The organism is Parvularcula mediterranea (assembly GCF_013085255.1).
Lineage (GTDB): Bacteria > Pseudomonadota > Alphaproteobacteria > Caulobacterales > Parvularculaceae > Parvularcula > Parvularcula mediterranea.
The window spans coordinates 1285276-1297904 of record NZ_JABFCX010000002.1 but is presented as its reverse complement, the minus strand read 5'-3'; the positions used below and the strand labels follow the sequence as shown (position 1 = coordinate 1297904).

General features: G+C 63.3%; 17 protein-coding genes and 1 riboswitch. Of the genes, 7 read left to right on the top strand and 10 right to left on the bottom strand.

The window, feature by feature from the left end; translation table 11 throughout:
• Nucleotides 1–16 precede the first annotated feature (16 nt).
• Nucleotides 17–1330, bottom strand: coding sequence for a trypsin-like peptidase domain-containing protein (locus HK107_RS06930; protein ID WP_173197975.1), 1314 nt, complete (start codon nucleotides 1328–1330; stop codon nucleotides 17–19).
• 171 nt (nucleotides 1331–1501) lie between these two features.
• Nucleotides 1502–1663: riboswitch (FMN riboswitch) on the top strand.
• Nucleotides 1664–1800: 137 nt separating this feature from the next.
• Here HK107_RS06930 and ribD point away from each other — a divergent pair.
• The 6 genes from ribD to HK107_RS06900 all read left to right on the top strand — a co-directional run bounded on the left by ribD (nucleotide 1801) and on the right by HK107_RS06900 (nucleotide 5879).
• A complete protein-coding gene (gene ribD / locus HK107_RS06925; RefSeq protein WP_173197973.1) occupies nucleotides 1801–2895 on the top strand; it encodes a bifunctional diaminohydroxyphosphoribosylaminopyrimidine deaminase/5-amino-6-(5-phosphoribosylamino)uracil reductase RibD in 1095 nt (364 codons plus the stop codon).
• Complete coding sequence (locus HK107_RS06920; RefSeq protein ID WP_173197971.1) at nucleotides 2895–3491, top strand: riboflavin synthase; 597 nt, start codon at nucleotides 2895–2897, stop codon at nucleotides 3489–3491. Before ribD ends, HK107_RS06920 begins: the two co-directional genes overlap by 1 nt.
• A complete protein-coding gene (gene ribB / locus HK107_RS06915; protein ID WP_173197969.1) occupies nucleotides 3488–4120 on the top strand; it encodes a 3,4-dihydroxy-2-butanone-4-phosphate synthase in 633 nt (210 codons plus the stop codon). Before HK107_RS06920 ends, ribB begins: the two co-directional genes overlap by 4 nt.
• Nucleotides 4121–4127: 7 nt before the next feature.
• Nucleotides 4128–4598 carry a 6,7-dimethyl-8-ribityllumazine synthase gene (gene ribH / locus HK107_RS06910; protein WP_173197967.1) on the top strand — a complete coding sequence of 157 codons (471 nt, stop codon included), beginning with the start codon at nucleotides 4128–4130 and terminating at the stop codon, nucleotides 4596–4598.
• A 4-nt stretch (nucleotides 4599–4602) separates the two neighbouring features.
• A complete protein-coding gene (gene folE / locus HK107_RS06905) occupies nucleotides 4603–5172 on the top strand; it encodes a GTP cyclohydrolase I FolE (protein WP_173197965.1) in 570 nt (189 codons plus the stop codon).
• Nucleotides 5173–5279: 107 nt separating this feature from the next.
• A complete protein-coding gene (locus HK107_RS06900) occupies nucleotides 5280–5879 on the top strand; it encodes a hypothetical protein (protein WP_173197963.1) in 600 nt (199 codons plus the stop codon).
• On the opposite strand, the gene HK107_RS06895 is transcribed toward HK107_RS06900, so the two are convergent.
• Genes HK107_RS06895 through ruvC form a run of 4 tightly spaced genes read right to left on the bottom strand, consistent with a single transcriptional unit; the run spans nucleotide 5876 to nucleotide 8407 of the window.
• A complete protein-coding gene (locus HK107_RS06895; protein WP_173197961.1) occupies nucleotides 5876–6292 on the bottom strand; it encodes a YbgC/FadM family acyl-CoA thioesterase in 417 nt (138 codons plus the stop codon). The genes HK107_RS06900 and HK107_RS06895 overlap by 4 nt on opposite strands.
• The gene (gene ruvB, locus HK107_RS06890; RefSeq protein ID WP_173197959.1) at nucleotides 6292–7305 is read right to left on the bottom strand and encodes a Holliday junction branch migration DNA helicase RuvB; all 1014 of its coding nucleotides are present in this window, start codon (nucleotides 7303–7305) and stop codon (nucleotides 6292–6294) included. Before ruvB ends, HK107_RS06895 begins: the two co-directional genes overlap by 1 nt.
• On the bottom strand, nucleotides 7302–7907 hold the full coding sequence (ruvA, locus tag HK107_RS06885; protein ID WP_173197957.1) for a Holliday junction branch migration protein RuvA: 606 nt from the start codon (nucleotides 7905–7907) through the stop codon (nucleotides 7302–7304). Before ruvA ends, ruvB begins: the two co-directional genes overlap by 4 nt.
• Nucleotides 7904–8407 (bottom strand): crossover junction endodeoxyribonuclease RuvC, encoded by a 504-nt coding sequence (gene ruvC, locus HK107_RS06880; protein ID WP_198912321.1) that lies wholly within the window; start codon nucleotides 8405–8407, stop codon nucleotides 7904–7906. The genes ruvA and ruvC overlap by 4 nt, the downstream gene beginning before the upstream one ends.
• Before the next feature lie 130 nt (nucleotides 8408–8537).
• On the opposite strand from ruvC, the gene HK107_RS06875 reads away from it, so the two are divergent.
• The gene (locus HK107_RS06875; protein WP_173197953.1) at nucleotides 8538–8681 is read left to right on the top strand and encodes a hypothetical protein; all 144 of its coding nucleotides are present in this window, start codon (nucleotides 8538–8540) and stop codon (nucleotides 8679–8681) included.
• 55 nt (nucleotides 8682–8736) lie between these two features.
• On the opposite strand, the gene HK107_RS06870 is transcribed toward HK107_RS06875, so the two are convergent.
• The 5 genes from HK107_RS06870 to HK107_RS06850 all read right to left on the bottom strand — a co-directional run bounded on the left by HK107_RS06870 (nucleotide 8737) and on the right by HK107_RS06850 (nucleotide 12604).
• On the bottom strand, nucleotides 8737–9453 hold the full coding sequence (locus tag HK107_RS06870; RefSeq protein ID WP_173197951.1) for a hypothetical protein: 717 nt from the start codon (nucleotides 9451–9453) through the stop codon (nucleotides 8737–8739).
• A gap of 86 nt (nucleotides 9454–9539) precedes the next feature.
• Complete coding sequence (gene thiE, locus HK107_RS06865; protein ID WP_173197949.1) at nucleotides 9540–10187, bottom strand: thiamine phosphate synthase; 648 nt, start codon at nucleotides 10185–10187, stop codon at nucleotides 9540–9542.
• The gene (locus tag HK107_RS06860) at nucleotides 10184–10948 is read right to left on the bottom strand and encodes a Coq4 family protein (protein WP_173197947.1); all 765 of its coding nucleotides are present in this window, start codon (nucleotides 10946–10948) and stop codon (nucleotides 10184–10186) included. Before HK107_RS06860 ends, thiE begins: the two co-directional genes overlap by 4 nt.
• Before the next feature lie 55 nt (nucleotides 10949–11003).
• Nucleotides 11004–11585, bottom strand: coding sequence for a PH domain-containing protein (locus HK107_RS06855; protein ID WP_173197944.1), 582 nt, complete (start codon nucleotides 11583–11585; stop codon nucleotides 11004–11006).
• Nucleotides 11555–12604 carry a class I fructose-bisphosphate aldolase gene (locus HK107_RS06850; protein ID WP_173197942.1) on the bottom strand — a complete coding sequence of 350 codons (1050 nt, stop codon included), beginning with the start codon at nucleotides 12602–12604 and terminating at the stop codon, nucleotides 11555–11557. Before HK107_RS06850 ends, HK107_RS06855 begins: the two co-directional genes overlap by 31 nt.
• Between the last annotated feature and the right edge of the window lie 25 nt (nucleotides 12605–12629).

Below are 12629 nucleotides of genomic sequence, written 5' to 3'. Positions count from 1 at the left end.
ATAGAGCCCGTAGGCGTTACGGCATCAGCGTCTCATAGAAGAGCTTGTCGCCGCGGCGGACCAGCACTTTGACCGGACCCGAGCGCAGCTCGCGCAGGCTGATCAGCTTCTGGCTCAGCTCCTCTGCGTCGTTGGTTTGCTCCCAACCCAGCTCGAGGATCACGTCGCCCGGTTGCAGGCGGCTGTTCGAGAGGTGGTGGGAGACACCGGTGACCATGACGCCTTCCGTGCCCTTCGGCAGATTGTAGCGTTCGGCCAGCTCGTTCGAGACGGTCTGCAGGCTCATGCCAGCGGTTTCGACATTGTCGCCGGGGTCAGCGATGCCCGCCAGGCGCTGCTCGCGCACTTCGAGGACGACGGTCACGCGGAAGGTCTGGCCGCCGCGGTTGATGATCACCGGGATGGCCTCACCGATCGGCGCGTCGGCGATCAGGCGGGTCAGCTGGCGACGGTCCTGAATGGCCACACCGCCAAAGCGGATGATGACGTCACCCTGCTGGAGGCCTGCGGTGTCCGCCGGGCCCCCTGCCACGGCGATGCCGGTGACAAGCGCACCCTGGTTCCGCTCAAGCCCGAGACGCTGACGGGTCGGGCCGTCCACGTCATCGAGGAAAGCGCCGAGATAGCCCCGGGTGGTGGAGCCGTTCTCGATCAGCTGGCTCACGATCGGCGAAGCGAGCTCTGCCGGAACAGCGAAGCCAACGCCGACGCTGCCGCCGGTCTGGCTGAAGATCACGGTGTTGATGCCGATGACCCGGCCACGGCGATCGAAGAGCGGGCCGCCCGAATTGCCGCGGTTGATGGCGGCGTCGGTCTGGATGAATTTGTCGTAGAGGCCAGCGCCAATGTCCCGGCTCTGACCGGAGACGATGCCTGCCGAGACCGAGCTGCCGATGCCGAACGGGTTGCCGATCGCGATGACCCAGTCACCGACGCGGGCGCCTTCGCTGTCGCCGAACTGCAGCGCCTTGAAGCGGCGGTCGGGGTTGATGATCTCGAGAACCGCAACGTCAGTCTCGACGTCACGGCCGCGGATCTTAGCGCGATAGGGCTTCTCTTCACCGAAGATCACGACGATGTTCGTCGCGTTTTCAATGACGTGGTTGTTCGTGACGATCAGGCCGGAGGAATCGACCACAAAGCCCGAACCAAGTGCCCGCGGCTCTGCCGAGAGGTCAGCGCCAGGGGGCAGCATCGAGACGTTCACCACCGAAGGAAGGACCCGCTCGACGAGGTCTGCAAAGCTGTCAGGCGTCGCCGCCCGCACGGGCGAGACGGCAAGAACAAGAGCGGCGGTGAGTTGCATCACCAGAAGAGCTGCGCGGACCATCGAAGGACCTCCCCAAAGACCATGAGAGTCCTAACGCAAACTCGCCCCGGGCAAAACCTCCGAGTTCTCCCGTCTTGAGGGAGCCCGGTGCGGCCTATCTCCCCCGGCAGTTGCGAAACCGCGCGCTTCGCTTGCTCTTTCTTTCCGTGGCTCCTACCTAGCGGGCTCAACATGAGCTTTCGGGGCGGGGTGGAAGTCCCCACCGGCGGTGTTGGGAGTTCGCTCCCTAAGCCCGCGAGCCGAAGCGATCAGGGGCCCTTAGGCCCTTCGCGGAAGCAGGAACCGGTGTGATTCCGGTGCCGACGGTCATAGTCCGGATGGTAGAAAGCTTGGCCGGATGGGCGCGCGTTCTCGCGTACCCTGCTGACGCCATGGGTGCGCCTTCACGCGGGAAACTGCGCGTTCTCGGCGCATGATGGCTCTCATCCGGCTTTTGCGCCCCTTCACGCTCGAGAACTGGAGGCGGCGCGTTGCAAGACGCCCAGCACATCGAACGGGCCATCGCGCTCGCCAGGAATGCCGAAGGGTTCACCCATCCGAACCCCATGGTCGGTTGCGTCCTGGTGAAAGATGGCGCCGTGGTGGCCGAGGGCTGGCACAAGGGCCCGGGGCAGGAGCACGCCGAAGCGATGGCGCTCCGCCTGGCTGGCGACGCTGCCCGCGGCGCGGTCGCTTACGTGACGCTCGAGCCCTGCAACCATCATGGCCGCACGCCGCCCTGCTCCGAAGCGCTGATCGCCGCCGGTGTGGCAGGGGTCGTCTATGGCCTGCGCGATGTGAACCCGCTGGCCGTTGGCGGCGCGGAGAGACTGCGCGAGGCCGGTATCCCGACAAGGCTCGCAGAAGGCCGTGTGCGGACGGCTTGTGCAGAGCTCGTGCGGCCGTGGGTGCATACGCTGAAATGCTGGCGGCCTTGGGTGACGGCTAAGCTCGCCATGAGCCTCGACGGCTTCACGGCCACGACGTCCGGCGAATCGAAGTGGATCACCGGGCCCGAAGCGCGTCAGCGCGGCCATGACCTGCGCCAGCGGACGGGCGCTATTATCGTCGGTGTGGGGACGGTCCTGGCTGATAATCCCTCCCTCGACCCGCGCCCGGAGGGCCGTGAGCCTGCGCCGTCTCTGAAGGTCGTCCTCGACAGCGAGCTGCGCACCCCGATCGATGCGAAGCTCCTGACAACGCCCGGAGTGACGCTGATCGTCGGCCACGAAGATGCAGACTCTTCCCGCGCCTCGGCGCTCGAAGACGCAGGCGCAGAAGTCGTCCTCCTCCTCGGCGAGGGCCGCCCTGACATCAAGGAACTGCTCCGCCTCCTGAAGGAGCGCGGCCAGAACGATGTGATGATCGAGAGCGGCGGCACCCTTCTCGGAGCTGCGTTCGATGCCGACGTCATCGACGAAGTCTGGGCCTTCACCGCGCCGATGATCCTCGGTGCAGGCCGTCCGGCTATCGCCAGCAAGGGCCGCACGAGCCTCGCCAATGCCCTACGCCTCGAGAAGACCGAGATCGAGAAGCTCGGCCAGGATACCCTTCTCCGCGGCCTCAAGAAAAGGAGCGCCCACTGATGTTCACAGGACTGATCGAAGAGATCGGCAAGGTCGAAGCCCTGATCGACACCGGTAACGGCGTTGACCTCAAGGTGCGCGGCCCGCTCTCGGCTTCGGATGCTGAGCTTGGCGACTCCATTGCCGTCGCAGGCGTCTGCCTCACCATTTCCGAGCAGGACGGCGACGTCATGACCTTCGGCCTCGCGCCGGAGACCCTGCGCCGGACAAGCCTCGGGGCCCTTGAAGAGGGCCACGGCGTCAATCTTGAGCGCGCCTGCCTGCCCACCACCCGTCTCGGCGGCCACTATGTGCAGGGCCATGTCGACGGCATGGGTACGATCCGTGAGATGCGCCCTGATGGCGATGCCCTGTGGGTCACGATTGAGGCGCCTGCGGAGCTTCTCATCTACATCGTCGAGAAGGCCTATGTGGCTATCGACGGCACCAGCCTTACCGTGACCGAAGTCACGGAGGATTCCTTCAGCGTGATGTTGATCAGGCATACCCAGCCTCTCATCACGCTGCCCACGAAAAACCCGGGCGACCCGGTCAATCTGGAGGTCGATATCATGGCCAAGTTTGCAGAGAAAATCATCAGGGAGCGGATGTCATGAGCGGTTTCGTACCTGTCGAGGACGCCATCGAAGCCTTCCGCGAAGGACGCTTTGTCATCATCGCCGACGATGAGGGCCGCGAAAACGAAGGCGATCTCTGTATCGCAGCTGAATTCGCGACCGCCGAAGCGATCAATTTCTGCGCCGTGCACGGACGGGGCCTCGTCTGCTGCGCCCTCGCGCCGGAAATCGTGGACAGGCTGAAGCTCAAGCCCATGGTCCCTGCGGAAGAGAACAAGTCAGGCTTCGGCACGCCGTTTACGGTGTCCGTGGAAGCACGCGAAGGGGTGTCCACAGGCATCTCCGCTCCTGATCGTGCACGGACCGTCTCTGTGCTGATTGACCCGGAAAGCGAACCGACCGAGCTTGTCGCACCCGGGCACATGTTCCCCCTGCGCGCGCACCCTGAAGGCGTCCTCGCACGAGGCGGCCAGACCGAAGCCTCGGTCGACCTCGCCAAGCTCGCGGGCCTGCGCCCCGGCGCGGTCATCTGTGAGGTGATGAACGACGACGGCACCATGGCCCGTCGGCCAGAGCTCGAGGCCTTCGCCGCCAAGCACGACATCCCCATCACCACCACCGAAGCGCTGAAGCAGCACATTGCTGCCCTCCGCGCAAAAGCTGCGTGAGGCCATCATGAACCGCATTGAAGGAAGCGCCGACGGATCGAAGCTCCGCGTCTGCGTCATCGACACCCAATGGAACGACTTTATTGTCAGCAGACTGACCGAAGGTGCCCTCGCAACCCTCAAGAAGCACGGGGTCGCGGATGAAGCCATCACCCATGTCACCGTGCCGGGCGCCTTCGAGGTCCCGATTACGGCAAAGGCCGCCGCAGAAACCGGGCACTATGACGCCATCGTCTGCCTCGGCTGCGTGATCCGCGGGGCGACGGCGCATTTCGACTATGTCGCTGGCGAAGCCGCCAAAGGCATTGCCAAGGTCGGCCTCGACACAGGCGTCCCCACGGTCTTCGGTATCCTGACGACTGAAACGGTCGAACAGGCCATGGACAGGGCCGGTATCAAGCTCGGCAACAAGGGCGCAGAGGCGGCCACGGTCGCTGTCGAGACCGCCAACACCCTCATCGCGATCAAGAAGGGCTGACGTCATGGGCCGACCATCCAAAGACGAGGCCATGGCTGCCGTCCGTACGCTGCTGGCATATATCGGCGACGACCCTGACCGCGAGGGCCTGGTCGATACGCCCAAGCGCTTCATCGGCGCCTATGACGACTGGTTCAAAGGGTATAAAGAAGACCCTGAGGCCCTCCTTGGGCGGACCTTTGATGATGTCGGCGGTTATAACGACATCGTCATGATGAAGGGCATCCGCTTCGAGAGCCATTGCGAGCACCACGTCGCGCCGATGATCGGCACGGCCCATGTCGCCTACCTTCCCGGTGACCGCGTGGTGGGTATCTCTAAGCTCGCCCGCGTGGTCGACGCCTACGCCAAGCGCCTTCAGAGCCAAGAGACGCTTACGGAGCAAATCGCCCAGACGATCAACAAGGTCCTCAAGCCCCGCGGCGTGGCCGTCATCATGTATGGCGAGCACCAGTGCATCTCGACCCGCGGTATCAACAAGCAAGGCGTCGATTGTGTGACGCGCACACTGCTCGGAGAGTTCAAAACCGACGCTGGCCTGCAGCAACAGCTCATGGAGCTGATCAAGGCCTGACCCCCCATGCGAGGGCTGCACCCCAGCCTTCGCCCGCCACCTTCCCTCAGCTAAAACCGGGCCGTTCGCCGATGAGGGGGCGGACGGTTTTGATGAGGGGAATATCCATGCCGATCAGATTTCTAGCCGCCGCAGCGGCTGCACTACTTGGGCTTTCGTCCGCACACGCAGCGATGATTGACCTGACGCCTTTTCCGGCAAACTCACAGCAAAGTGATGGGCCGGCCGGCTTCGACATCGGTCCTGCCCGGCTCGATAGCTTCTTCAGCAATGCGCCAGGGTTCCTGCCGAACGCGATCCTGTTCCTGGACTCGAATTTCACCTTCCAGCGGATGTTCTGCTTCCAAGGGCAATTCGCTCCCTGCGGAGCATCGGGCGCCATGTACTTCGATGCGCCGGTCTTCAACATCAGTTTCCAGGCTGAGCAAACCAGCACCCGGTCGCCCTTTTCCGTTCAGGCGTTCGACACGGGCAACCAGCTCCTGGCGGCACGGAGCTGGGATGACGCCATGGAAACGAGCTCGCGCACACGCCTGTTCGATTTCGCAGGCGTTGGACCAATTGCGACATTGGTCTTTGGGGGGAATGATTTCCGCGCGTTCGGTGACTTCCAGTTCGACCGCGTATCGAATGAGATCCCGCTGCCCGCAGCGCCGCTCCTATTCCTGACAGGCCTTGGTGTGGTCGCCTTTCGGAAGCGCGGCTAAGCTGTCAGCTCAGCCATCCGGACCTTCATCGCCTCAGGCATACGCCGGGGGCGACCATCGAGGGTAATGACAGCGACGACCACCTTGCCTTCGGCGAGAAGTGTCTCGCCACGGAAGATCTTTTGATCGAACACCATCTTCGCGCCCTTAGCGCTTTCGAGGGTTGTCTCGACACTGATGATATCGTCGAGCTTCGCGGGCACTTTATAAGCGATGTCGAGGCTGGCCACCGCGAAGGTGCAGGGGTCATCGGTCTCCATCAGCGCTCCTAAGTCGGAGAAGCTGGCCCGCAGGGCTTCCGTTCGTCCGCGCTCGAAGTATTTGATGTAGTTCGCGTGGTAGACGATACCGGTGACGTCTGTGTCTTCGAAATAGATGCGATAGTCCTGGCGGGTCGTGCGTAGCGGGTGCATCAGAAAAGCTCCGGGTTCCGGCGCGGCGGGGTGAGGCCGAGATGCTGGTAGGCGCGCTCGGTGACCATGCGGCCACGCGGCGTGCGCTGGATGAGGCCTTGTTGCAAAAGGAAGGGCTCGATGACGTCTTCGATGGCGTCGCGGCCTTCAGAAAGGCTCGCGGCGATCGTCTCGACCCCGACGGGTCCGCCGCCGAAATTCTCCATGATCGTCGAGAGATAGCGCCTGTCGAGGCCGTCGAGGCCAATGCTGTCGACATCGAGCCGCGCCAGCGCCTTCGCCGCCATCTCGCGGTCGATACGGCCCTCGCCCTCGACACTGGCCACATCGCGGACCCGGCGCAGGAGGCGGCCTGTGACACGGGGCGTACCGCGGCTGCGTTTCGCAATCTCCGCCGCGCCGTCTTCGGTGATCGGCGTACCGAGCTTTTCAGCGCCTCGCGTGACGATCCGTGCAAGGTCTTTCGGCTCGTAGAAATCAAGCCGGAGCGGAATGCCGAACCGGTCAAGAAGCGGCTTGGTCAGGAGGCCCGACCGCGTCGTGGCGCCCACCAGCGTGAAGCGCGGCAGGTCGATCTTCACCGACCGCGCTGCCGGTCCCTCACCGATGATGAGATCGAGGTGATAATCCTCCATCGCCGGGTAGAGGATCTCCTCCACCGCAGGGGTCAGGCGGTGGATCTCATCGATGAAGAGGACGTCGTGGGGCTCAAGGCTCGTCAGCAAGGCCGCTAGGTCACCAGCCTTGGCGATAACGGGACCTGATGTGGCGCGGAAGCCGACGCCTAATTCGTTCGCGACGATCTGAGCGAGGGTCGTCTTGCCTAGGCCGGGCGGGCCGAAGAAGAGGACGTGGTCCATCGCCTCTCCGCGCTTCTTCGCGGCCTCGACGAAGACGGAGAGATTGTCCTTGACGCTCCGTTGACCGACAAAATCGGAGAGGCGCTTTGGGCGCAGGGCGGCGTCATCGTCCGTCACCTGACGTTCGCCTTCGGTGATCCGGTCTTCGGTCATTTCGGCGCCAGCAGTTTAAGGGCCGCAGGGATTAGCGCCTCGACAGGCGCATCGCCATCGCCCCGGGCCTCGGTCACCGCAGCCCGCGCGGCGGCTTCGTCATAGCCGAGATTGACGAGCGCTGAGACGGCCTCAAACCCTGCGCCAGACGGCGCAGGCTCTGACGCTTCAGGCGCAGATATAGGCGCGCGGCCTGCGAAAATGCCGTTGGTCTTATCCTTGAGCTCGGTGACGATCCGTGTTGCGAGTTTTGGACCAACGCCCTGCGCCCGCGCGACGGCGGCCTTGTCGCCAAGCGAGATCGCATCGAGGAGCGCGCCGGGTTTCAGGACCTGGAGGATCGCCAGAGCAGCCTTGGAACCGACGCCCTGCACCGATTGCAGCATACGAAAGCAGCGGCGCTCATCCTCGGCCTCGAAGGCGACGAGCTTAATGAACGTTTCGGCGACCAGGGTCTCAACGGCGACCGATACCGTTTCTCCGACCACGAACTTCTGTAACGTCCGCGGAGCGCAGCTCACCTCATAGCCGACACCGCCCACATCGATGATGGCGGTGTCTGCGCCAACGCTCAGCACACGTCCCGAAAGATGTCCGATCATGCTCGCACCTTCAGGTTCTGCGCCTTGCGGTGAAAGGCATGGCAGAGCGCGATCGCCAGCGCGTCGGCGGCGTCGGCGGTTTCCGCACGGCTGCCGGGGAGGAGGTGGCTGACCATCGCGCCCACCTGTTCCTTCGCCGCGTGGCCTGCTCCGACGACGGATTTCTTGATCTGGTTCGCGGCATACTCAGCGACGGGAAGGTTATGTCGGGCGGGTGCGAGGAGGCAGACGCCCCTCGCCTGCCCTAGCTTCAGGGCCGAGCGCGGGTCGCGGTTGACGAAGGTCTCCTCCACCGCCGCCTCGTCGGGCCTATGCTCCGTGAGGAGACGATCGAGCCCATCGGCCAGCGCGCACAGCCTCTCGGCCAACGCAGCCTTCTGCGGCGGCTCGACGGCGCCTGATGCGATGAACTGCACGCGGCTGCCGGTCGCAGCGATGAGGCCCCAGCCGGTGCGGCGGAGCCCTGGATCGATACCAAGGATACGGACGGTTTCGGGCAAGGGACCCTCTTTGTTCTCCCTCCCCTCTTCGGCGAGGTCGCGCCCGGGTTCAACCCTTTGGGGCGCAGCTGAGGAGAAAGGGAACCCTCCCCCCGGCTCCTGCATTCGTGGAGCAATTGAAGGAGGCGGCATGACCGAGAAACACCAGAACGAGCAACCGAAGTCGAAGGAAGAGCGCCTTGAAGAAGGCCTCGAGGACACCTTCCCAGCCTCGGACCCGCCCAAGGCGAACCGGGTCGACACCCCTTCGGGCGACCCCAAAAAGGACGAATAGAAAAAAGCCGCCCTCAAGAGGGCGGCTTTTCCCTGTGAGGCGAGTGGGATCTGCCTCAGGCCTTGGCGAGCTTGCGCTTCAGGCCAAAGAGACCGGCGCCCGCCAGGAACAGCGGAAGCGCGCCGGGGATCGGGATCGGGGCCACGTCAGGCAGGTCCGAGATCCTGATATCTTCCACGAAGAAGTCGTAGATGCAGTCGGTGTCGTCGAAGACGCAAGTGCCGAAATCGAGCGCTGCCAGCGGGTCAGCGAACAGCACGGCCTGGAAGTCATTGAAGACATCACCGTTCTCGACGAGGTCCTTGAGCGCCGTCATCGCCTCGAGGAATGTGGAGTCGAGGCCGAGGCCAAGATCGAGGCTGGTGTCGATGAAGAACGAGTACTCGTTGAACTCATCGAACCCGCTCAGGAAGAAGCCCGTGAACGGCCCGAAATCGGCCTGCTCGGTGATCACATCGAGGGAGCCGAAGGCCTCGGAGAAGACGTCGAATTCATCTCCCATGTTCGAGAACACCTGGATCTCAGCGAAGTCAGCGAAGAAGCCATTGCCGATCGGATTGGATTCGACATCCGAGATGTCCCCGATGAACGGGTTCATGTCGAACTCGAGGTAGATCGTGATGCTGTCGTCCTCGCTCAGCGCAAGCGTGCCGAGATCGTCGTCATCCTCGAAGCCGGAATTGTCGAAAAGTGAAAGGTCGATCTCGACGAAGACGGTGGACGCCATCGCCTGTGAGACCATGAGCGCAGCGGAGGCTCCGAGCGCGGTCATCCATTTGAACATCATTGTTCCCCAGTGTTTTCCGCCCACCGGGTTCGATGATTATTGCAGGAAATGAACCCGAAGGGAAATGCCCGTTACTGCGCTGCCAGCGCCTTCTTGAAGGCTTTCGCCCCCTCGATGGGTCCTTCCGCGTGTGCCCAGATGGCGCCGGACACGGCCAGGTAGTCCGCGCCCGCTTCGGCGAGGGGCCGCGCGGTCTCTGCCGTGATCCCTCCGATGGCCACGCAAGGGACGGTCGCCATCTCCGTCCAGCGGGTCAGGATCTCGGGCTCTGGCCGGAAGGCCCCTTCCTTCGTCGAGGACGGGTAGAAGGCCCCGAAAGCCACGTAGTCGGCCCCGGCCTCGCCGGCCTCCATCGCGAGGTGGATCGAGTCGTGGCACGTGACGCCAATGTCCTTGCCAGCGCCAAGGATGCTGCGGGCCTCAGCCAACGTGCCGTCGGACTGGCCGATATGCACGCCGTCAGCGCCCGCCTTCTTCGCAAGGTCTGCGCGGTCATTGATGAGGAAGCCGGCGCCGAACTGCTCGCACAGCGGTGCAACCGCTTCGGCTGCGCGCAGGATCTCGTCGTCAGACACCTCTTTCAGCCTGAGCTGCAGACAGGCGATGCCTGCCGTCGTGCCAGCGGTCTCGCCCATGACCGCGCCCAGGGCTTCAGCGAAGCCTAGGAGGTCGTCGATCTTCGGCGGAGTGATGAGGTAGAGGAGTGGGTCGGTCGTCATGCAGCCTGCGGAGCGACCAGGGCGAGGAGTCGCTCCTGGGGCAGCGCCGCATAGACTGGGTCAGGGACGATGTTCAACTCCTCACGAACCTCGCGCAGGGGCCGCTCCAACATGCCGATCCAGTCGGCCTTCAGGAGATCCTTGGCCTCAAGGCCCATCTTTCGGCCATAGGCGTTGATCTTGAAGATCGGCAGGCCCGGTGCCTCCGACTTGATCCTTGCCGCCGCGAGCCATGAAAGGGCGCGGGTGCCTCGGGAACAGCTCATCACCGCGGAGAAATTGAGAAGCGCCGCTTCGCCAAGGCTGTCTCGGTTGTAGCCGGTCAGCACGTGGTAGAGGTCATGGGTGAGGTTCATCATCCAGATGAAGGCCGCGTATTCGGGGTAGTCGCGCGCGAACTCGTCTGTGAAGAAGCCGGCCTCCTTATTGGCCTGGCTGACACCATCGGTGTCGAGGCCTTCGCGGTCCATGAAATCGGCATAGGTCCTGCCGACCGTGCCAATAGGGAGCTGCCGCAGAGTCTCGCGATCGTCAAAGGCACGGAGGAGAGCTTGCGGGTCCTTTTCGAGGAGAAGCTTACCATTCGGGCCTTCGAAGAACCGGTCGAAGGCAGGACGGACGCTTGTTCCGTTGAGCGCGTTGATGAAGTTGAAGACCTGGCGCGTATCTTCCTTGTCGCGCATGAAGACCATGAAGGTCTTGATCGCGTGAAGCGGACGGACCGGCTGGGCCGGCGGGTACATGTCTTCGCGGAACTCCATAATCATCTCCTCGGGCAGGTCCTAAAAATGGCCCTGCTTCCGTCTTCGGTCCAGACTATGACTTCCGATCATTATTATGCTGTTGATGAATAGATTGGGCGTGGGCCCGATAGCGGACCGGGTTCTCCGTTGCTGCCCGCGCGTCAGCAATCGCAGCGCGCAGGCTCACGGGGTCCTGCACCAAGGGGGTCCAGACGCCCGAGCCGCCCGAGCCGTTCACTTCGAGGCGTCCGAAATTGAGGATACGGCCGATGATGCCCTGCTGGAGATTGACGTTCTCGAGGGACTGGAGCGGGATCTCGTTCGTGTAGCGGCTGATGACGCCGCTCTTGAAGATGATCCGCTGGTCGGTGAGGCCGAACTCCGTCGTGTGGAAGTAGATCTGCGTCACCAGAAAAATGAAAGCGCCCACGGCGCTGACGATCAAAAGGATCACCAGCTCCGCGGGCGAAGGTTCTGCCGTCACGAGACGGAAGAAAAACCAGGCGAGCGGGCCAAGGCCTAGAACGACAAGCTCCAGCCAGCTCGAAAGTCGCACGACCGTCGGGAAGCGCGCCAGGGTGATCAGGCGCTCCTTCTCCGGCAGGCTCTTGACGACGTAAGGGGTCAGGAAGCGTTCTCCATTTCCTTCGTCCATGCGCCCTGCTGGGCGAGGCCGTTCATCTTGGCCCGGTGCGCGAAGGCTTTCTGGGCCGCCTCGACATTGCCGGACTTGCCGCCCCAGGTCTCGATGGCCGAAGCCTGCAGCGCACGGCCGTAGGAATAGCTGAGCTTCCAAGGCATGACGTCAGCATAGTGACGGTTCATCTCGTTGAGGTTTTCCGTGGCCTGGACTTCCGACTGGCCACCCGAAAGGAAGACGATGCCCGGCACGGCGGCAGGAACCGCGTGGCGGAAGCACTTGACAGTCTTCTCAGCGATTTCCTCCGTAGACGCCTGTTTACCAGCCTTCTTGCCGGCAATGACCATGTTCGGCTTGAGGATCGTGCCCTCAAGCGCGACCTTGGCGTAGTAGAGCTCTTCGTAGAGAAGCTTCAGACCAAGCTCGGTCACTTCGTAGCAGCGGTCGATATCGTGGTCGCCGTCCATCAGGACTTCCGGCTCGACGATCGGCACGATGCGTTGCTCCTGACAGAGAGCCGCATAGCGGGCGAGCGCATGCATGTTGGCGCGCAGGCAGGAATAGCTCGGCATGGAGCGGTCACCGCCGCGGCCGATGTCGATCACGGCGCGCCACTTGGCAAAGCGGGCACCGAGCTGGTGGTACTCTTCAAGGCGCTCGCGCAGGCCGGTCAGGCCCTCGGTCACCTTCTCGCCGTCATGGAAGGCGAGGTCCTTCGCGCCCATGTCGACCTTGATGCCCGGGATCGAGCCTGCGTCGGCGATGAGGTCGACAAGCGGCGTGCCGTCGGCGGCCTTCTGGCGAATGGTCTCGTCGAACAGGATGACGCCAGAGATGTTCTCCTTCATGGCGCTCTCTGTACGGAACAGAAGCTCGCGATAGTCACGGCGATTGTCTTCGGTCGATTCAAGACCGATCGTGTCGAAGCGCTTCTTGATCGTCCCGGTGGATTCGTCAGCCGCAAGGATGCCCTTGCCGCTGTCGACCATCCGTGTGGCGATCGAGTTGAGTTCTTCGAGAAGTGCGTTGTCCATTTTTATCCCCTAGCGATGTGGACGG